This is a genomic window from uncultured Algoriphagus sp., assembly GCF_963974835.1.
In the GTDB taxonomy this organism is placed as follows: Bacteria; Bacteroidota; Bacteroidia; order Cytophagales; family Cyclobacteriaceae; genus Algoriphagus.
In genome coordinates this window covers 1,080,527-1,101,431 of sequence record NZ_CAXBET010000001.1, presented here as the reverse complement: position 1 = coordinate 1,101,431, position 20,905 = coordinate 1,080,527, and the positions used below count along the sequence as shown (strand labels likewise).

Annotated in this window: 19 protein-coding genes; 8 read left to right on the top strand and 11 right to left on the bottom strand. The window is 39.3% G+C overall.

Annotated features, from left to right (window positions below):
• Positions 1–241: 241 nt before the first annotated feature.
• Positions 242–880, top strand: a complete 639-nt coding sequence (locus tag AACZ73_RS04865) for an energy transducer TonB (RefSeq protein ID WP_339875901.1) — start codon at positions 242–244, stop codon at positions 878–880.
• A gap of 53 nt (positions 881–933) precedes the next feature.
• On the opposite strand, the gene AACZ73_RS04860 is transcribed toward AACZ73_RS04865, so the two are convergent.
• The 4 genes from AACZ73_RS04860 to AACZ73_RS04845 form a co-directional block, all read right to left on the bottom strand.
• Positions 934–1,356 (bottom strand): organic hydroperoxide resistance protein, encoded by a 423-nt coding sequence (locus AACZ73_RS04860; protein WP_339875900.1) that lies wholly within the window; start codon positions 1,354–1,356, stop codon positions 934–936.
• Complete coding sequence (locus AACZ73_RS04855) at positions 1,353–1,709, bottom strand: MarR family transcriptional regulator (protein WP_339876347.1); 357 nt, start codon at positions 1,707–1,709, stop codon at positions 1,353–1,355. Before AACZ73_RS04855 ends, AACZ73_RS04860 begins: the two co-directional genes overlap by 4 nt.
• Before the next feature lie 145 nt (positions 1,710–1,854).
• Positions 1,855–3,072: a redoxin domain-containing protein gene (locus AACZ73_RS04850; RefSeq protein WP_339875899.1), complete on the bottom strand. Its 1,218-nt coding sequence runs from the start codon at positions 3,070–3,072 to the stop codon at positions 1,855–1,857.
• Positions 3,073–3,105: 33 nt separating this feature from the next.
• A complete protein-coding gene (locus AACZ73_RS04845) occupies positions 3,106–4,413 on the bottom strand; it encodes a Gfo/Idh/MocA family oxidoreductase (RefSeq protein ID WP_339875897.1) in 1,308 nt (435 codons plus the stop codon).
• A gap of 175 nt (positions 4,414–4,588) precedes the next feature.
• On the opposite strand from AACZ73_RS04845, the gene AACZ73_RS04840 reads away from it, so the two are divergent.
• Positions 4,589–5,521, top strand: a complete 933-nt coding sequence (locus AACZ73_RS04840; protein ID WP_339875896.1) for a hydrogen peroxide-inducible genes activator — start codon at positions 4,589–4,591, stop codon at positions 5,519–5,521.
• 2 nt (positions 5,522–5,523) lie between these two features.
• Here AACZ73_RS04840 and AACZ73_RS04835 read toward each other — a convergent pair whose 3' ends face one another.
• From AACZ73_RS04835 to AACZ73_RS04820, 4 genes are all read right to left on the bottom strand, one after another.
• The gene (locus AACZ73_RS04835; protein ID WP_339875894.1) at positions 5,524–5,982 is read right to left on the bottom strand and encodes a copper resistance protein NlpE; all 459 of its coding nucleotides are present in this window, start codon (positions 5,980–5,982) and stop codon (positions 5,524–5,526) included.
• Between the two features lie 162 nt (positions 5,983–6,144).
• Entirely contained in the window at positions 6,145–6,753 is a 609-nt protein-coding gene (locus AACZ73_RS04830) for an energy transducer TonB (RefSeq protein ID WP_339875892.1), read from the bottom strand.
• Between the two features lie 91 nt (positions 6,754–6,844).
• Positions 6,845–7,219, bottom strand: a complete 375-nt coding sequence (locus AACZ73_RS04825; RefSeq protein WP_339875891.1) for a glyoxalase — start codon at positions 7,217–7,219, stop codon at positions 6,845–6,847.
• Entirely contained in the window at positions 7,216–7,668 is a 453-nt protein-coding gene (locus tag AACZ73_RS04820) for a DUF1569 domain-containing protein (RefSeq protein ID WP_339875890.1), read from the bottom strand. Before AACZ73_RS04820 ends, AACZ73_RS04825 begins: the two co-directional genes overlap by 4 nt.
• 405 nt (positions 7,669–8,073) lie before the next feature.
• On the opposite strand from AACZ73_RS04820, the gene AACZ73_RS04815 reads away from it, so the two are divergent.
• A complete protein-coding gene (locus tag AACZ73_RS04815) occupies positions 8,074–8,853 on the top strand; it encodes an undecaprenyl-diphosphate phosphatase (protein ID WP_339875888.1) in 780 nt (259 codons plus the stop codon).
• A gap of 133 nt (positions 8,854–8,986) precedes the next feature.
• The gene (locus tag AACZ73_RS04810; protein ID WP_339875886.1) at positions 8,987–9,589 is read left to right on the top strand and encodes a DUF1684 domain-containing protein; all 603 of its coding nucleotides are present in this window, start codon (positions 8,987–8,989) and stop codon (positions 9,587–9,589) included.
• 109 nt (positions 9,590–9,698) lie between these two features.
• Here the strand turns inward: AACZ73_RS04810 and AACZ73_RS04805 are convergent, their stop codons facing one another.
• The 3 genes from AACZ73_RS04805 to mfd all read right to left on the bottom strand — a co-directional run bounded on the left by AACZ73_RS04805 (position 9,699) and on the right by mfd (position 15,086).
• Complete coding sequence (locus AACZ73_RS04805; protein WP_339875884.1) at positions 9,699–10,142, bottom strand: DoxX family protein; 444 nt, start codon at positions 10,140–10,142, stop codon at positions 9,699–9,701.
• Between the two features lie 186 nt (positions 10,143–10,328).
• The gene (gene gldJ / locus AACZ73_RS04800; protein WP_339875882.1) at positions 10,329–11,555 is read right to left on the bottom strand and encodes a gliding motility lipoprotein GldJ; all 1,227 of its coding nucleotides are present in this window, start codon (positions 11,553–11,555) and stop codon (positions 10,329–10,331) included.
• Between the two features lie 177 nt (positions 11,556–11,732).
• On the bottom strand, positions 11,733–15,086 hold the full coding sequence (gene mfd / locus AACZ73_RS04795; RefSeq protein ID WP_339875880.1) for a transcription-repair coupling factor: 3,354 nt from the start codon (positions 15,084–15,086) through the stop codon (positions 11,733–11,735).
• Positions 15,087–15,494: 408 nt separating this feature from the next.
• Between mfd and gltX the strand changes: the two genes are divergently transcribed.
• The 4 genes from gltX to AACZ73_RS04775 all read left to right on the top strand — a co-directional run bounded on the left by gltX (position 15,495) and on the right by AACZ73_RS04775 (position 20,822).
• The gene (gltX, locus tag AACZ73_RS04790) at positions 15,495–17,033 is read left to right on the top strand and encodes a glutamate--tRNA ligase (protein WP_339875878.1); all 1,539 of its coding nucleotides are present in this window, start codon (positions 15,495–15,497) and stop codon (positions 17,031–17,033) included.
• An 11-nt stretch (positions 17,034–17,044) separates the two neighbouring features.
• Positions 17,045–17,239: a hypothetical protein gene (locus AACZ73_RS04785; protein WP_339875876.1), complete on the top strand. Its 195-nt coding sequence runs from the start codon at positions 17,045–17,047 to the stop codon at positions 17,237–17,239.
• Positions 17,240–17,351: 112 nt separating this feature from the next.
• Positions 17,352–20,120 (top strand): carboxypeptidase regulatory-like domain-containing protein, encoded by a 2,769-nt coding sequence (locus AACZ73_RS04780; RefSeq protein WP_339875874.1) that lies wholly within the window; start codon positions 17,352–17,354, stop codon positions 20,118–20,120.
• A gap of 36 nt (positions 20,121–20,156) precedes the next feature.
• Complete coding sequence (locus tag AACZ73_RS04775) at positions 20,157–20,822, top strand: porin family protein (protein ID WP_339875872.1); 666 nt, start codon at positions 20,157–20,159, stop codon at positions 20,820–20,822.
• The last annotated feature ends 83 nt before the right edge of the window (positions 20,823–20,905 follow it).

The window sequence follows — 20,905 nt, the reverse complement described above, 5'->3', positions numbered from 1 at the left end:
TTCAGGCTGAAATGCCTATTTTGAATGAAGTTATTAGCCAGAAAGGCTATAAAGAATTTATCTATTTACAGGTCGCAAAGCCAATTTCAGAGCTGACAAGTTTTAATTATTATTAAAGTGCACCCACTTCAGCGGTTATAAAAAAGGCATTGTGAGAATATTTTAAGCATTTAACTAAACATAACATTTAAGGAAAGCGTAATGTATTAGGTTGGTTAAATTTTAATCTAAAACATCTATAATGCTTCGGACTCTTTTTATTTCATTTTTCTTTTTAGTTTCTTCTTTTTCATTTGCCCAAACGACTTTCAACCCAGGTACAGAATCTGATTTTGTAAAAGCGACCTATTCAAATGGCGATTTAATCACTATACTGGGGCAGAATTTAACTTATCCTAAAGAAGCTGCTATCAATGGAACAGAAGGCGATGTCGTTTATTTAATTACAATTGATCATACCGGAAAATTAGTTTCATACGAAGCAAAAGAGCGGATTTCAGAAAAACTCTCAAAACAGGCTGAGGAAAGTATTAAAAGCCTGACGAGCAATTGGTCTCCCACAAAAGTGCATGGTGAACCCATCGACCGTGAATACTTACTAATTTTCAGTTATAGGATTTACTACAACGCCTCACCAGTAGATTATCACTCTGTAGCTAAAAAGTTTGAGGAGAAAGGCAAGATCGAAAAATCAGTACGAACTTACGATGATGCAATCAAAAAGTATCCTTATGAACCTGTTTACTACACCATGAGGGCCAAATACAAAAAAGAGCTTGACGATCTCTCGGGAGCAGAAGCTGATAAATTAAAGGCAGAGAAATTAAATATGGAAGTGTTGGCAGTAGTCGAAATTGCGCAGTCACAAAGTATTCGATAATAAAAAAATGACTTATGACTGGAGTTTCTTAATCAGTCAGAAGTCATTTTTAATTAAGAAATCGCCTTCACATTAACTTCTATATTTCCCCGAGTTGCTTTGGAATAGGGACAAACTTCATGCGCTGCCTCAACAAGTTTTTGGGCTGCTTCCAAAGAATCTGCGTTAGGTATTTTTACAAAAATATCCACAGCCAAACCGAAATCTCCAGGACCATAATTACCTAGGTGAACTTTAGCTGTAATTTCGGAATCACGTAAACTAGTTTTACCTGCCACAGCTCCCAAAGCACCACCGAAACATGCTGCATAACCGGCCGCAAAAAGCTGTTCTGGATTAGTTTTCCCTCCTTCACCACCTATTTCCTTTGGCATAGCAACGTCAAAATCCAAAATTCCATCATCCGTTTTTACGTGACCCTTTCTTCCACCAGTATTTACAGCGACTGCTGTATAATCTATATTTAATTTCTTCATTTTGTTAGATCCTTTTTTAGCATTTCAATGCTTTCTAACAACTGAGATAGGGAATGGTTTAGGTCAGGAGCTTTTATTTTTAAAGATTCAATAAACTTCTCGTCGATTGGAGTAATCACATCCTGAACTTTTGACTGAAGAGATTTTCCAGGATAAGTCAATTCAACGTATACCGTTCTTTCATCTACTGTTCCACGTTGCCTTTTCACATAATTCATAGCCTCCAGCTTTTTAAGCAACGGAGTCAAAGTCCCGGAATCTAAATATAAACGCTTTCCGATTTCATTAACCTGTAATCCATCTTCATCCCAGAGTACTGACAGAACCAAAAATTGGGGATAAGTTAAATTCAATTCGTTCAAAGAAGTTTGAATGAGTTGAATTAGTAACCTTGAGCTTGAATATAATGAGAGCGAAAGTTGATGAATTTGATGCAATTGAGTCTAATTAAGATTTTATACAATTTAACAGTACACAGTATAAATCCCATACACAGATTTAAAAATATCTACCAATCAATGGATTATCTACAATTTGCCTTTTGAGCTGACTTGCATCAATTGATCCTGAAACTCGATAACTTATATTTCCACCGGGCTCTATCAATAAAGTAATAGGCAGGCTTCCATCCCATTCATTTCCTACTACATCGATCACCTTGTATTTATCTTCGGTATCCATGATGTAATTCGGAAGCGCAGAAGACTTTCCTTTCAAAAATTTCAGCGCCCTATCTGACTGTTCAGGACTATCCATACTCACAGAGACAAACTGAAAATCCCGCTCCCCAAACATGCGCTGAATGGTAACAAATTCAGGATATTCAATAATGCATGGTCCACACCATGTGGCCCAGAAATTAACCAGCAGCAATTCGTCTGTGTTATTTTTAAGAAGATCAGCTAGTCCATTCGGAGATAGTTTTTCGATATTCACTTCCTTTTCTTTCCAGGCTTTATTGGTTTTAATTGTGTATTCATTTTTCCAAGCCCACTTCATCGAGCAGCCGAAAGCTGGAGTTTGAGCTTCCTCTTTGGGAAGAGCTTTTCCCTGCAAAGTCATATCTATGGCTCTTCGGAGGTCTTCAGCATTTGCGGTGCCTGGCTTTTCCGAAGCATCTATTCTTCCTGAGTAAGCAAGTTTTCTTTCGTTATCAAAAACAAAAACATGAGGCGTGGCTGTTGGACCATAAGCCAGCGAGAATTCATGAGTATCACCATCATATAGATATGGGAAATTGAAGGATTTATCCTTAGCTCGAATTTTCATTTCTTCGAAAGTGTCGCTAAGATCAGTATAGCCAAGTTCTTCTGGCAAAATACCTATTGGGCTATTGCTTGAAATGGCCACAAACGCAACATTTTTATCTTTATACGAGTCTATTACATCAATAAATCTATCCTCGTAAGCCTGAGCCGTGGGACAATGATTACAGGTAAAATTTACCACCAGAACATCTGCATCTGAATAGTCCTCTAGCTTGTGAAAGCTGCCATCGATCCCGGGAAGATTGAAGGGAGGGGCAGCATCTCCAATTGCCAATTTCTCAACAGGCTTTTCCTCTACTAAGATCGGATTAGCCACAAATACTGATTCCGGAGCGACATCTGTAGCAATTTCTTCACTACTGTCAGGTTTGCTTGTACATTGATTCAACAAAAAAGTTGCCCCCAGAAGGACCTCACACAGTAAAACAAATTTCAATTTAGAGTTCATAGGTATTTTGGGTTACAGGAATTATTAAGTATACTAGGCATTCAATGAATATCCATGCTGATAAGTGTAATGAAGCTTGGTATTTGCTTCCCAATCATCTTTAAATACTTGTGCGATAGGATCCCACTTTAACGGTCTCCCTAAATCGTGAGCTATATTTCCAAGAGTACATGCTGTACAGGAGCTATGACCGATTTCCACAGGTACTATAGGATCTTTTCGTGTGATTACAGAGTGAATAAAGTCAATATGATGAGCTTGATATCCCAATCCTTCTTTGGAGAATTTCCTCTCACAAGCTGGCACATTAGTATCGTATTCTCCTCGGGAAACTTTGATCCATCCCTTATCTCCAATGAATTTCACCCCTTGCTTTCCTTCGTCAAAAGTGGTGATTAGCATTTCTACTCCATCTGCATACTTATAGGTCAAGGGGGTAGACTCATCGCCGGGGATGATTTCCACCGGACCATTCCGATCCATCCCAAGCCCCCATTGAGCGATGTCAATCATGTGCGCTCCCCAATCGGTCATCAATCCGCCGCCCGTTTCCTTGTACCATCTCCAAGCTCCCCATACTTTTTCATTTTCCTCAGGATTCAAGGTAATTGGCGGATCTAATTCTTCGTTGTAGTGAATATCCGGCAGAGGTCCTGTCCAGCTTTCCCAGTCTAATCCCGCCGGAATTGGTTGAGGAGGTAAATCATAAGGTTTGGGATGAGGTGGCGTTCCAACATTTACCAGTACTTGTTTAATCTCCCCAAGCATACCTTTTTGTGCCATTCGCGAAGCATGTTGGAAATTTGCCGCAGAGCGCTGCATACTTCCTACTGCCAGCACGGTCCCTTTTGAGCGCACAGCCTTGACGAGTTCTTTGCCTTCATGAATCGTAAAAGTCAGTGGCTTTTCCAGATAAATATCCTTATTGGCAATACAGGAATCGATTGCCATCATCGCATGCCAGTGATCTGGGGAGGCTATTACTACTGCATCTACGTCGGGATTCCCAAGTAACTCCTTGTAATCAGCATAAACCTTTAGTGCAGGAGCTTCTCTTTTTACATCCTTGTAATGCTTTGCCACGCGCTCTTTGAATCTATCAAGTTTAATTTGATAAACATCTGCTCCAGCAACTACATCTACCAGAGGATTATTCATCATGTTTCTTAGCAATCCCATAGCTTGCCGCCCTACGCCTATGAATCCAAGCCGTACCTTTGAGCTATCGACTATTGCTGTTTCATTTTGTCCAAAACTTAAGCCGGGAAGTGCGCTAAGACCTACGGCACTTAGGACAGAAGTACCAAGAAACTTTCTTCTCGAAAAATTTGATTTGCTCATTTAAACTGGGATTGAGGTTATTATTGGGTTACTTAAAGTTAGTAGAATAAAATACTGATTTTCTGAGTGATTGAAAAATTATCGTAAGCCTTTTTATTTAAGGTCGGCGGAACCTGAACTTTATAAAGAAACTCTTTCTCAATATTTTTACTTTTAAGTCAAAGCATTCCTACCTATGACAATCCAACAATTAGAGTATCTGATAGCTGTAGACAAGCACCGTCACTTCGGTCATGCCGCTGAGAGCTGTTTTGTGACCCAACCTACGCTTAGTGCTCAGCTCAGCAAACTGGAAAGAGATCTGGGAGTGATACTTTTTGATAGAAGCAAAATGCCTGTGATCCCTACTGAAATGGGTGTGCAAATAATCAAGCAAGCCAAGAAGGTCGTTTCTGAAAGCAAGGGTATTTTTGAATTAGTTGCTGATATGAAAGGGGATATATCAGGTGTAATTAAGCTAGGGATCATACCCACACTTGCTCCATATTTACTTCATCTTTTTATCAGGAAATTTCTGGAGAAATATCCTCATGTGAAGCTGGAAGTGCAGGAAATGGTAACAGAGGATGTGGTGAAAAAGCTTAAAAATGATGAGCTGGACCTGGGTATTATTGTCACGCCGTTGCACGAATCTGGAATAGTGGAAAAGCCGATGTTTTATGAGAAGTTTTTTGCCTACTTGTCCAAGGAACATCCTCTTTTGAAAGAAGAAACTTTTCATCCCGAGAAAGTTCTTAAGGAAGAATTTTGGGTATTGCAACAAGGGCATTGTTTCAGGGATCAAGTGATTAACTTGTGCGATCAAAGCCTGAGTGGCCCAAAGAATTTCCATTACGAAAGTGGGTCTCTGGAAGGTCTCAAAAATATGGTTAATCGATATAAAGGAGTAACTCTTTTGCCAGAATTGGCAACTTTAGAATTATCCGATGAGGAAAGGACCAGGCTTAGGCCTTTTGAGGGAGTACCCCCTACCCGGGAAGTGAGTATTATTTTGAACCGCAGTTTTCTCAAACAAAAACTCGTTGAGTTGTTATTTAAAGAAATAAGTGATGCTATCCCTAAGGAGATGACTTCAAAGGCTCATGGAAAAATAGTGCGTTTTAAATAAGATTATTTCTTAGTCAAAATGTAATGATCAGCAAGTTCTCCGGTAATCATGTTGCCTTTCATATCGAGTTGCCATATGCGATCCTCTCCCACCTTATATTGAGTAGGACCATCACTTACTTTCTCCAAGGTTATAATAGATCCCGTTTCGTCCCATGTAAATGAGCCAGTATTTTCCTCTTCGAGTGCATCATTCCTACCAAAATAATGAGTGGTCAGTTTATAGGTGCTGTCCATATTTAACGTCAGCACGGTTTCAATTCCCTCACAGCTAGCACACGGTACAGTTCCTTTGTAAGTGCCAGCCCAATCAACAGATGTCGCAGTATTATCACCTTCATAGGAAGGGATTTCTTGAGTACTTACCACTTCCTGATTTGTTTCATTCTTAGCAGATTTGGAACAGGAAGTGGTAAATACGAATGATACAATAAGACCAATAAGGATCAAATTCTTATTCATGCTCAAATACACTTTTATTCAAAAATATCAATAATCAGAACCAATGAGGCCCTTTTTGATTATTTTGAAAATATTAAAAAATAGAGTTTTTATAATAAAATGGTTACAAAAAAAGAGAGACTAAGCTCTCTTTTCCTCTTTAGAATATAATTATCCGTTCATTTAAAGTGACTTAGGACCGGATGGAAGGTATCCAACAATTACTATTTCAGCCAACATTTTTTCTTTTAGAAAATTAGCTTGATTTAAATCCATTTCCGCAAGAACTTCTTTCCCTTCCTTTTGTAAAATTTCTGCTCTGTTGGTGTAGAAATTTGGGAAATATGGGTTTTCCTGCAAAGCAGCATTCACTTTTTCAAAAGGTGAAATGGCATTAGGTTTCTGAGATGTCAAAAATGGATTCGGGGGGAAACTACCTGCTTTGGACAATTTGAATTCAAAACTCATTAAATATTCCAAATCATAAGTCTTATCTTTCAAATAGGATGCTTTCCAATTTTGCTTCACCTTTTCAACCACTCTATCAATTTCCTCCTGAAATCCTGGGTTTCCTGAGAGATATTCATATTCACCTGTCATATTTCCAACTGGATCTATTTTAATAGAAATAACTACTGGCCCCTCAATATCCGCCTGCCTCATTTCGGTAGGATATTTTAAGTTTTTGGCTAACAGCTGATGCAACTCTCTTAATGAACCAGATTCTTGTGCAATAGCACCGCCGATGCTGAAAAGGAAAATTAGTAGGAATAATGCTCGTAACTTATTCATAGAACTTTTGGTTAATGGGTTAAAAATATTGTCTATTGATTCTAAACGGACTAAGTAAGTTTTATGTTCTGTAAACCTAGTTCTCAACCACTTAGGCGGTTTTAAAAACTCCAAAATGCCATAGATTTCCTGCTGGATCGTGCAGAAAAAACTCATTACCCCAATCATTGCGTTGAATTTCACTGAGTTTGGTGCCTGGGAATTTATCAGGCAGACCGAAGACTTTGATTGCTTCCCAATAGGATTCAAGATCGCCGTCAATCTCAAGAAAAATCATGGAATTCTCGCACCAAGCTTTCACATACGCATCCTGTAAATAGAAGACAATATTTTCCTTGACGGTCACTACCGACATAGCTGGACTTACCGAGCGTACATTGAAACCTAGAATTTGATAGAAACGAATGCTTTCGGCGTAGTCTTTAGCTCCGATAAAAGTGCGAATGGATTTAGCCGGATGTATCATACTGCAAATTGTTTTAGGTGGTGATCTAGATGTTTGTAAAATTGATTGTTCCACTCCTGAGTGGTCATCGGACCGAAAGAAAGTGATTCCTTCCCATCGAAATAATTTGGTCCATATTCATAGGTTTTCACAACAAATGAGATAAGACGATTTTTTTCCAAATCAAAATCCTTTCGATCCTTAATTATAAAAACAGGTGCGGTTCTGGAGTTTTTTGGATAGGGCTTTTCATTCACCACTCCTTTTTTTACGAATAACCTAAGCAAAAATCTCACTAAGGCATTTGGTTTAGGATGCTTGTCAGTATAAGCCATCTCATAGGCAACGCAACAATGAGCAAGCATCTGGTCAACACTCATTTTTCCCCACAGTGGAGTCGATTCTTGAGTCAGTGAATTTATCCTTTGGATTGTATCCTCATGAACCTTTTGGTCAAAAATATTTTTCATTTGCCATTAAAATTTCTCTTAAAAATGAAGATAAGAAATAGGCATCGGAAATGATTTTTTAAGCCTCAATTTTTGCCTTTCCATTCATGTGGTAATTAAACTAAGTGTAATCAAGGTGATACTTTGTATAAATTTTTGGAGATGACTTTGAACAGGAGGTAGTAGATAAGCCGAAAGCTATTAGAAAACTCTTCTTGGAATGACACTTCTTGGATATATGAGTTACTGGATTAGAGGTTGAACTATTAATGAAGTAAAAATTATGCGATTAACGAAATCTATTGTTATCGAAGACTTTGAATTATTGAAAATGAATGATATCAATCCACTTTTTATTCCCAAGAGTCTAAACTGTATTCTTAACTTTACTGGCTTAAACTATCCTTTGACTTTCTATTTTGCTGCATGACAATTACGCAAACAATAATCATTGCCATCATTGAGGGCTTAACAGAGTTTTTGCCTGTCTCATCTACTGGACACATGATTCTAGCATCCGCAGCCATGAATATTCATGAGGATGAATTTGTTAAGACCTTCGAAATATTCATTCAGCTGGGCGCCATTCTTGCCATTGCTCTGATGTATATCACTAGATTTCTTAAAGGAATTACTATTTATCTAAAACTATTGGCAGCATTTATCCCAACCGCAGTAATCGGATTGTTAGCTTATGACTATATCAAAGCTTATTTATTTAACCCAATCGTGGTGTCTGTGTCTCTAATAGTAGGTGGAATCATTCTTATTTTCATAGACAAAAAAGTAGTGAACTCTGAGACTGACGTAGACGAAGTAGAAGACATGTCCTATAAAAATGCTTTTTTCATTGGACTTTTCCAGTGTCTTTCCATGGTCCCAGGTACATCAAGAGCTGCCGCCACTATCATTGGGGGAGTGTTTAATGGCTTAAATAAAAAGCAGGCAACGGAATTTTCGTTTCTTTTGGCTGTGCCTACCATGATCGCTGCTTCTGGTTATGACCTATTAAAGACAGATCTGGCCTTTACAAACGAACAATTGACAATGCTGGGAATAGGATCAATAGTTGCTTTCATTACAGCATGGTTTGCTGTAAAAGTTTTTCTTCAGTTCGTATCCAAAAATGGTTTTACCGCATTTGGGTATTATAGAATTGCCTTGGGCATTTTATTTCTGATCTTCATGTGGGGAGCTGAGCTATAAGCTTCAAAAGTTTAACTGATCCTACAGAAAATAAAACTTTCTTAAACTGAAGTTAGATGGGAAATTTCTATAAGTAATAACCACTATTTTTCGAAAAATCCAAGTTAAATTCAGTCTATAGACCTTACTCATTATGAAGGCAAATCTCATTTTCTATCTTATTTTATTTGGATTGTCCCAAACACTCTTTGCACAAGAAAATTATAAGGCATCAGTTCTTGAATTTCAGCATGAACTGAATGAGGAATACAAAAACCCTGATGAATCACCGCTATCCGCCCAAGAACGTGAAGCTTTCGAAGGACATCACTTCTTCCCAATAAATGAGAAATATCATGTAGTAGCAAAATTTGAAAAGCTACCTCCACAAACTTTTTTTCAAATGAAGACTACCGCTAATTCCATTAAAGATTATGACATCTACGGGATAGCTACATTCACTTTGGATGGTACAGAATATAAGCTGAATATCTATCAAAGCCATCAACTCAGGACTCAGGAAAAATATAAAGATTATTTATTTCTTCCCTTTACAGATCAAACTAACGGGGATGAAACCTATGGAGGAGGTAGATATATGGGATTGACTATTCCTTCCGGAGATACGATTGAGCTGGATTTTAATAAGGCTTACAATCCGTATTGTGCTTATGCCACTGGCTATGCATGTCCTATTCCGCCAAAAGAAAATGATTTGAATATCCCAATTAAGGCAGGAGTAATGAAGAATAAATAGTCTTCATACTATCTTCTCAGATCTACTTCCAAGTCAACTATTATTCCTTAAAAATTAAGTATAAACACAAGGGCTTAAATTGGTTTATGCCCTTGTTGTTTATGTAATTCTACCATCTAGGATGCTCTTGTATATAATTATCCAGAGAGAATTTTCCTGAACCATAAATTAAAAACACAATTAATAAAATCAGGACAAGTAGGGATAATTCAAACTCCAGATTATTGGAAACCGAAAGAAATCCGGAATCAATATTCACGAAGAAAACAGCTACCAAGAGAATGGGGATCTGGAAAATCACTGCCACACGGGTAACTAATCCGAGGGCAATCAGAAAACCGCCCATTAAATGCGCAAAAGCTACGTAGTGAGCCAAGCCAAGATTAAAAAACTGCAGATCTTTATTTTTCATGAGATCCATCAGTGCGCTAGTGTTCGAAATGAATAGCACACCCTTGTACATAATAAATAATCCTAAGATTACACGCAGGAAATCAATCCACTGTGGATGATGTTTATCTGCCCAAGATTCAATTTTTGTGATCGCATTCATGTCATTTGGGTTTAAGTGTCTCGTTAAGTTACAAAAATTAACCCTTACATCTTTGACTTACAGCGAATTATAAAACAAATCCCGCTCCTGTAGACAACCAGTAATGTGTACTTCAGCTTTACGAATTTGGGCACAAAAAAGCCCGATCAATTTAATTGATCGGGCTTACAATTTTTATAAGTGTTCTTATTTACCTTTTTCTCCAATTGAAATCATAGCACATCTGAAACCGATATGGTTGGTAGCAGAGTCCTGATGCATAAATCTTCTTGTACCTGGAGCTAGCCAATATGCTACATCTCTCCACGAGCCTCCCTTGTAAACTCTAATTTCATCTGTAAGCATTGAGGTTTGATATTCATCTTCCTCATCACCTACACCGGAATTTCTAATAGGGTTGAGATCATCCATATCTTGATAGGAAAGTGGCCTATAGATATCCTGAACCCATTCATTCATATTTCCAGCCATATTGTAAAGACCAAAATCATTTGGAGCGAAGTCATAAACGTTTGTAGGAATGATATCTCCGTCATTTGATTGACTTCCTGCAATTCCGCCGTAATCACCTCTACCTCTTTTAAAGTTAGCTAGCATATCACCTTGCTTGCCTTTTCTTTTTACATTATAAGGATTTCTTACTCCTCTGCCATCCCATGGGTAAATTCGGCCATACTCTTGATTTTCATCCAGGTATTGTGTTCCGATCATTGCTTTTGCAGCATATTCCCACTCTGCTTCTGTAGGGAGTCTGTAGTCAGCAAGTGCTACACCTCTTTCGATAAGTTGGCTTTTTGTGAATGAAGAATCTATCCCTCTATCTTCTCTGATTACCTCCTGCACATATTCAGTTCTCCATTTACTGTATGCATCAGCTTGAACCCATGAAACACCTGCTACTGGATAGAAGTTGAAGCCAGGAAATCTAAAGTAGTAGGACTGATACATATCATTAAATGTCATCTCTCCACCAGCCCATACATTATCCCGAGGCTCAAGTTTAAGTAGAGAATCTGCACTTACTTTTTTCTTTATCTCGAAAAGAAACTCTCTGAAATCATTATTGGTGATTTCTGTTTCATCTAAATAGAAGTTAGCAAGAGTTACAGTCCTTTCTTGGTTGTCACGAAAAGCCATTACGTCTTCTTCCTGGGAACCGAGAACAGCTCTACCGCCTTGAATAAATTTCAGGTTAGGTCCTGGGATTTGTTCTGCATTTTTGGCTACAAAAAATTGAGTGGAATCATCTTCGTCAAAACTGAATTCAGCCCCAGTGGTAGCACTTCTTTTACCAGGATTATTTGCAGTTCTTCTCCCATATCCAGGAGATTTATTACAAGAGGTTAAAATAGAGCTTCCGACGATTGCCAAAGCTGCTACCCACATTCCCCATGATTTGTTACTCAGACACATATATGTAATTGTTTAAGGTCTTAACCAGTGTGCTAATATAAATGCAATGTCAAGCACTTCCAATGGTTTATGAAGATCTCCTGTTGATCCTGATTACAAAAAACAATCAAAATCCCAGAAAATCAACAAAATCGGTAGTCAAATCTGCAATTTTTATGCCACTAAAATATTTTCAAATTATGCTTCATTCATCTCTTTTAGCTTGATCTGTGCTTTAGAAATAGTCGAAACATTCGATAATGTAAGAATCAAACGATTCTTGTACTCCTTTATTTTGCAAAGTTTACTATTCATCTGGGCAAATCGCATTATTTTCTGGAATATTTCTGAAGCGTAATAATCGTCCCGGCTAGAAGGCAATAAATGACACTTCATTAGACCTCCCTTCAAAATAAGTTTCTCAATACCAAGCTTTTCAGCTTTCCATCTCAAACGAACGGTCTCCATTAGGTCTGTAACAGATTCAGGCAAAGGCCCAAATCTGTCCAACAACATCGCGGAAAATTTAGCCAACTCTTCTTCATTCTTGATTGCATCAAGTTTGGAATATAGTCCAAGTCTTTCGCTGATATTTCCTACGTATTCCTCTGGAATTAATAATTCCAAATCTGTCTCAATTGTACAGTCTTGTACCAAAACTTTGACCTTTTCTGCCAAGTCTGTCTCGAAGAGGGCGGCAAATTCATTCTCTTTTAGCTCCTGTACTGCCTCATCCAGAATTTTGTGATACATTTCAAAGCCCAAATCAGTAATAAAACCACTTTGCTCAGCACCTAATAAATTACCTGCTCCCCGGATATCCAAGTCCTTCATCGCTACCTTAAATCCATCCCCTAAATCCGAGAATTCCTCCAAAGTCTGCATTCGCTTCCTAGCCTCTGCCGTCAATCCAGACATTGGCTGAGTAAGCAGATAGCAAAAAGCTTTCTTATTACTTCTTCCTACTCGTCCGCGCATCTGGTGCAAATCGCTCATTCCAAACATGTGCGCACGATTAATAATAATCGTGTTAGCATTCGGAATATCGAGCCCCGACTCAATAATATTGGTAGAGACCAGTACATCGTATTCGTGATGGATAAAATCCACCATGACCTTCTCCAGTTTTTTGCCATCCATTTGCCCATGCGCACCAACTACTCTGGCATCTGGAACCAACTTCATAATGAGGTTTGCGATGGAGTCAATTTCTCCCACACGATTATGTACAAAGAATACTTGACCACCTCTTCTCAATTCATAAGAAACTGCATCACGGATCACTTCTTCCTGGAAGGTTTGCACTTCAGTAGTCACGGGCTGCCTGTTTGGAGGAGGAGTCGCAATCACGGACAAATCTCTAGCTCCCATGAGGGAAAAGTGCAAAGTCCTTGGAATCGGCGTGGCAGTTAAAGTCAACACATCTACATTTAAACGAAGATTTTTAAGTTGATCTTTTACTTTCACTCCGAACTTCTGTTCTTCATCAATTACCAAAAGTCCCAAATCCCTAAACTCAATATCCTTATTGACAATCCTGTGTGTACCTACGAGGATATCAATCTCACCGGTTTTTACCTGAGCTATGATTTCCTTGATTTCTTTCGCGGTACGAAAGCGGTTGATGTATTCCACTTTCACCGGGAAATTTTCCAATCGCTCACTAAAAGTCCGGTAATGCTGCATAGCCAGGATGGTCGTTGGGACTAAAATGGCAACTTGCTTTCTATCATTCACCGCTTTGAATGCAGCCCGAATAGCTACTTCTGTCTTGCCAAAACCTACATCTCCACACACCAATCGATCCATAGGATAAGATTTCTCCATATCCGACTTTACATCCTGTGTGGCTACAGCCTGATCAGGCGTATCTTCATAAATGAAGGAAGATTCCAGCTCGATCTGCAGTACAGAATCAGGATTGAAAGCAAAACCTGCTGCCGATCTTCTCTTTGCATAAAGCGCGATCAAATCCTTCGCTATATCTTTAACTTGCTTCTTTGCCCGGGATTTTTTGTTTTCCCAATCAGGTGAACCCAGTTTGGACATGGATGGAACGGTACCTTCTTGCCCAGAAAACTTGGATATTTTGTGAAATGAGTGAATGTTTACATACAGCAAGTCGTCATCCCTAAAGATCAAACGAACCGCTTCCTGCATTTTACCTGCCACATCTACTTTCTCCAAACCTGCAAAACGTCCGACACCATAATCCACGTGGACTATGTAGTCCCCAGGATGAAGTGATTTTAGTTCTTTAATTGTCAGTGCCTTTGATTTACTGGCTTTATCCCGGGTTTTGTAGCGATGAAAACGCTCAAAAAGCTGATGATCTGTGAAGCAGGCTATTTTTGACTGCTTATCATCAAACCCTTCACGCAAGCCAAGGAGCATGCTTTGTACTTGCAAAGTAGGATCTAATTCCTTAAAAATCCCCAGTAGTCTATCAATTTGCTTCGCATTTTCGGCTGTCAAAATATTTACAAATCCCTTCTTCTCATTGTCAGAAAGCTGAGTGACCAATAGATCAAAATTCTTATTGAAAGATGCCTGAGGCTGCGATTCCCAAGAGGACTGTTTGGCGTTTTTCAGATAAAACTGCTTGCCAAATTCCACTCTTGAGAAATTAGCAGAAATCGATGCGAAATCCGATCCCTTATCAAATAAGTCCTCAGGACTGAGAACAGTCTTTGTATTATTAGTTTTTTTGACAATTTGGTCGAATGCCTGAGCAGCTTTGTGAAAACACTCGTCCATCACATCAAGTGTCAGCTGATAATCCTTGATCCATACAATTGTTTTCTCCGGCAAAAAGCCCAGAAAAGATTGCCTGACTTCCTGGAGAAGCTTGGTCTGAATATTTGGAATCAAAGCGATTTGATCTACCCTGGCAATAGAGAGCTGAGATTCGGGGTCAAATGTCCGAATGCTTTCTATTTCTTTTCCGAAAAGCTCCAATCTGTAGGGATTTTCATTAGAAAATGAAAACACATCCAAAATCCCGCCCCGGATTGCAAATTGGCCAGGTTCATAGACAAACTCTGTGCGCTCAAAATCGTAGCTGGCCAGAATCTCAGAAACGAATTCCATATCCACCTGCTCTCCGACTTTTGCAGAAAAGGTATTTTCCTGAAGAGAGCGTTTATTGATCACCCGCTCATAGATGGCCTCTGGATAAGTAATGATAATCCGCGATTTACCCTTTTCCTCCAATACCAAATTGAGAATCTCAGATCTCATCAACACATTGGCATTGTCTATTTCCTCATACTGATAAGCCCGCTTAAAACTAGATGGGAAAATCATATGCTCTTCACTGTTAAGGAGATTCTGAAGATCAGAATTGAGGTATGCAGCTTCCTCTTTGTCTTGAGCTACAATAAGATGAAAACCTCCTTTTGCCTGAAATAGAGCTGAAAACAACACCATATCCAAACTGCCTGATAAACCCTTTATCTGGTAAGTAAGCTTCTCCCCACTGGAAATCTCATGGGCGATTGTTTGAAAGATGGGGTCTGATTGGTATATGGAAAGAAAATCCTGACGATCCAAAAGCGTGTGGTTTTAATAGTAGGTTGGCGGGCTAAAGTTAGTGCTTTATGAATTCTAACAATTGACTTCTAGCTCTTTTTCCCTGCTAATAAACACCTGAAAGCGATAAGAGTTCAGAAAGATTAGATGCTTATGAACCAGCGCTAATTGTTTATCTCCAAGGATACCTTCCTTCTTATATTTTTTACCAAAACAGCAATGCACTTTTTTTCCGTTGGAAAAAAATCTTTATAGGTATAGAAGCTTTCCATAAAGATGTTAATTAACTACTTTCTTATTACTCGCACATCACTTTTATAACTAATGCAAGTCCTCCCTTCATACACAAACAATTCCCTATCTTTGCACCCCGATCAAAAACAAAAACATGCCATCAACACTAAGTAGACGGCGTTGACACAAAAATCCATGAGTAGAGAAGTTCGCGTACGATTTGCACCGTCACCCACGGGTCCTTTGCATATTGGCGGGGTAAGAACCGCGCTTTATAATTATCTTTTTGCCCGCAAAATGGGCGGTAAATTCCTGTTAAGAATTGAGGACACAGATCAAACCCGCTTTGTCCCAGGAGCAGAAGATTATATAAAAGAATCTCTGGAATGGTTGGGAATTTCTCCAGACGAAAGCCCTTGGAATCCAGGTGACTGCATATTATATCGTCAGTCAGAGCGCAAGCCCAGCTACATGCAATATGCGGTTCATTTGGTAGAAGCCGGTCACGCTTATTATGCTTTTGATACTTCGGAGGAACTGGAAGCGATGCGTGAGCGATTGACTGCTGCACGGGTTGTTCAGCCGCAATATAACAGCATCACGAGAACTCAGATGAAAAATTCACTGACTCTTTCTGAAGAGGAAGTGAAGGAAAGACTGGCATCTGGTGAACCGTATGTGATCCGAGTGAAAATTCCACGTAAAGAAGAAGTGCGTCTGAATGATATGATCCGCGGATGGGTGATGGTTCACTCTTCCACATTGGATGATAAAGTACTGATGAAATCAGACGGAATGCCTACTTACCACTTGGCAAATATTGTCGATGATCATCTGATGAATATTACTCATGTGATACGTGGAGAAGAATGGCTTCCATCAGCTCCATTGCACGTATTGCTGTACAAATTTTTTGGATGGGAAGACACCATGCCAGAGTTTGCCCACTTACCGCTTTTACTTAAACCTGACGGAAACGGTAAACTTTCCAAGCGTGACGGTGACAAGTTGGGATTTCCGGTATTCCCGTTGAATTGGGAAAATAAGGAGAATGGAGAAAAGGCGTCCGGTTTTCGGGAGCAAGGATATTTTTCTGATGCTTTTTTGAATTTCCTCGCATTTCTTGGATGGAATCCTGGAGATGATCGTGAGATTTTCTCCTTGGCGGAATTGATCGAAGCATTCTCTATTGAGCGTATTGGCAAATCAGGGACGAAGTTTGACATTGCGAAAGCAAAATGGTTCAACGAACAATATCTGAGAGCAAAATCAAATGCAGAGCTTGCACCTTATGTGATAGCAGATGCTGAAAAGGAAGGGATTACCATCCTTCAGGATACTGCTGAAGCTCTAGTAGCTTTAATGAAAGATCGCGTGACTTTTCCTGCTGAAATCTGGCCAGGATGTAAGTTCGTAGTCGAAGCTCCTACTGAATTTGAAGAGGCGATTGCCAGTAAAAAATGGAATACTGATGCGGCTACTTTGCTTTCCGCTTATGCGGCTACATTAGAAGGATACACCGGAGACTTTGACTCAGAAAAAGCCAAAGTGATGCTGGGCGAAACTGCAGAAGCAAAAGAAATTAAATTAGGGAAAGTGATGCAGGCTGTAAGATTAGCTGTGTCAGGTGTAGGTGCAGGCCCGGATTTAATGGAGATTTTTGCTATTTTAGGGACAGAAGAAGTGGCTTCCCGAATTAGATTTGCGTTAGCCACACTAGAGGTAAACGGCTAAAAACACAAGCTATGACAAAGAAGAAAAAGAAAAACGAAGACCCGAAAGTTCATGAAGACTTGAACGGTTTCAAAATGGACATTAATTCCTTCGGTGAGATCTCCTCTTCCTTTTCTATTGATAAAATCAACGAATTTCTCAATAAAAATGTGGAGGATAAAAAACTAAAGGATAGAGACGATTTGAAATCTGATGAAAAGAAATAGATAAAATAATTTCTTTTTTCACTTGTACCACTATAAAAGCTCCTTTAGGGGCTTTTTTTGGTTTCCTGAAATCCTATCTTGTGTTTACAACTATGACTTCATTTCTTGCTGCATGAAAAGATTTTTTACAATTCTATTATTTATCAGCTCAATCCAATCTGTTCTTTCCCAGTCCGGCACCATCACTGGTATTGTGAAAGATTCTGAAACTGCACAAACACTTCCTTACTGTAACGTCTTTGTAAATAACACCACGATTTCCACAGTGACAGATATGGATGGCAAATTTACCTTTTCAGGAATAGAACCTGGGCAGATCGAGGTAAGTTTCTCTTTCTTGGGATATCAAGCAGAAACGAAAAAGGTGACGCTCAATCCAGGTGGAACCTCCACAGTAAATCTCAATATGAAACCCCTTGACCAAGAACTTGACAATGTGGAGATCAAAGCTTCCAGAGACAAATCATGGGAAAAAGACCTTAGAAAATTTGAGAATTTGTTTCTGGGAAATGACGAAGTTGCCGCCAAATGTATCTTGGAGAATCCATGGGTAATTGATTTCCCTGAGTCAACAGAAAAGGGCACTTTTATAGCCCAAGCCTTGCTACCCATTGAGATCACCAATAATTATTTGGGCTACAAAATCACCTTTGATTTAAAAGAGTTTTTCGATTCACCCACCAATTATAGAATCGCAGGCGCTGCCAGATTTGAAGAGATGACCCCAGCATCAGAAGATCAAAAAATAACTTGGGAGCAGAATAGATCTGAGACATATAGCAAATCTCCAATGAATATGTTTCGCTCTATGATTAGCGGAAATCAGGAAAAAGAAGGCTTTTACTTATATGGCGATAAACCCGGAGGATCTCCCAGCATGAATATGCGGTCAGATATTTTTGCCAATGAGCTGGGCAAATCTGTAGTTCCTTACAAACCGGATAACTTGATCACTCCTGCCAATAAACCAGGCGAATACCTTATTGCGATGAAGGGGAGAATTGAAATTCACTACCAAAAAGGCTTTTCTCAACTCAATACCTATAAAGATGCTCCTTATCCTGTTTCTTGGCTGGAGGTAAATAAGAATCAGGTACATGTCCGAGAAAATGGAATGATATTAAATCCACAGGATTTGGTGTTTTCAGGTGACATGGACAGAAAACGGATATCCACAATCCTGCCTTTGGACTATGATGCTGATAAAGCAATACAACTGAAAAACCTCGAGCCCACTGCTGCCAATTATCAGGAAAAAGTCTATTTGCATACTAACAAGCCTTACTATTACGCAGGAGATCAGCTTTTTTTCAAAGCTTATTTTGCGTATGGCAATCAATTTCTGAAAGACGAACTCAGCAAAGTATTGCACGTAGAACTAATCAATATGGAGCGGGATTTTGTCATAGAAAAGAAATTCCAAATCTTCAACGGAGTCGTTGTAGGAGACTTTTACTTGCCGGATACCTTGAGTCAGGAAAAATACTTTTTGCGTGCTTACACCAACTGGAATAGAAACTACGGCCCAAATCATTTTTTCGTAGAGCCTATATCCATACTCACTCCATTTCAACGGATTGACCAGTCTGAGGCCAAAACGTTTAGTGAGCCAAACAGGATTCGGATGCAGCCTGACAGAGAAAGCTACGGTAATCGTGAAAAAGTAACCTTATCATTTCTCACAGAAAATCAGCGAGGTGGTGCGATTCAAGCGAACCTTTCTGTTGCCGTTCTTGATCAATCACAGGTGGTACCAATAGAAGAAGTCGGATCTATAGAATCATTTTTAAAGCTTGAAGAAATTTCCCCTAGTATGGGTTTGGATCGCTTTTCCTATGAGATGGAAAAAAGCCTGACCCAAAAAGGTCTAGTCTTAGATGAAAAGGGAAAACCTCTGCAAGCTGACGTTACCGCATACGTAGATGATTTCAATGGAGTCGTAGAGCGAGAATCTGACAGGACTGGAGAGTTTACATTTGAAGAAATGGAGTTTTTTGGGACTATGAAGCTAGCATTTCAAGCTACAGATAAGAAAGGAAAACCTTCTGGAAAAATAGAACTTGTTGAAGAATTAAAAGTTCCATTTACCTTACCCTCAGGTACTTATTTCCCTAAATCAAACCAAGTAGCTGAACCCATTTGGCCTTTGGAAACCGAAGAAGAATCTCAAGAGCTCGAAGAAGTACTCGTAAAAGAAAAGACTGTGAAAAAACCCAGTTCTATTTATGGATCACCAGATTATGTAGTGGAAGGCAGCAAACTACTGTCCACTGGAAATACAGCTGATCTGGTGTCAAGTTTAGCTGGTAATATTCCTGGTATGCGAGTTACTATTGCAGGAGCATCTGGAAGGCAGCAGATCAGATTAAGAGGCGGTGCCGCTTCCATATCCGGATCCATGGAGCCTATTGTCATGGTGAACGGAGCCATTCTGGTAAGTTCAGGAAGCACGACAGCTGCAGACAATCTTCGGACTATTAATCCTGAAGATATAGAACGGGTAGAGATAGTATCCAAGACAGTTTCAATGCTAGGAGAACAGGGAAGAAATGGAGTGATCGCAATATTTCTTAAATCAGGAGCTGCTGGTAATATGGATTCACCAAATTTGACAAAAAGCAGCATGAGTGAGTTTACGATCGAAGGATATCAGCCTAGTTCAGATTTCTATAATTTGGATTATACTCAGGAGGAGATTCCTGAAGGCGCTGATCAACGACAGATATTATACTGGAATCCATTCCTTGTGACTAGTGAGGGAGGCAAAGTAAGCGTTAGCTTCTATACCAATGACAACGAAGCTCCTATGACAATCATCATTAGAGGTTTGGGAATGGATGGTCTTCCGATCTCCGGCACTTTTACAATCAATGCAAAATAACTGTCCTCAAAATTCTATTATTAGTTACTTTTGGGCATGAATAGAATTCTCCTATTGGGTATTTTAATACTAGCTTCATTTAAATTGTCTGCGCAGACTAGCGTAGGTATACGTGGGGGCTATTCTACTTCTACTTATTCATATCGACCTACTCCTAGCAGCAGACCCTCTTCTGCGGACGGAGTGAGTTCTCCTACTTTTGCATTGGTGTTCGAACATTTTAATGCAAAGAATGCAGGCATTGAAATAAATATACAGTTTCTCAGAATGGGATTCTCGCAAATTGAAGAAGAATCCGAACCTATCTTAACTAACGAAACTCAGTTTGACTATCTGAAGGTCCCTATTCTCTCTAGCTTTTTTATTGGTAGATCCGGAAGATTTCAGATCAAAGCGGGGCCACACCTTGGGTATCTGCTTCAGGCAAAAGACATTACCCGGGAATTTTCCGGAGACACGCCTATGGAAATCCCAACCTACGGAGGGGCAGATGATAAGCCTAGAAAAATCATGTATGGTCTTACTGCGGGTGCAGGCATTTCAAAACTTTTTGGTAAAAGTACCATCGCGGGCGAAGTTAGATTTTCTTACGACTTCACCAATCCAGAGGGACAAGAGCGAATTTTTGATATGAATTCTACAAATCTTGAATTCACTTTGTCTTATCTATTTAGGATCAAAGAGTCAAAAGTTCAACGGTAGCTATGTAATCAAGCCAAGTGATTATTAGCGTACACGTATTAAATTTTTCTCCGTCGGTGTCATATATTTAGCGCTTTTGCCGA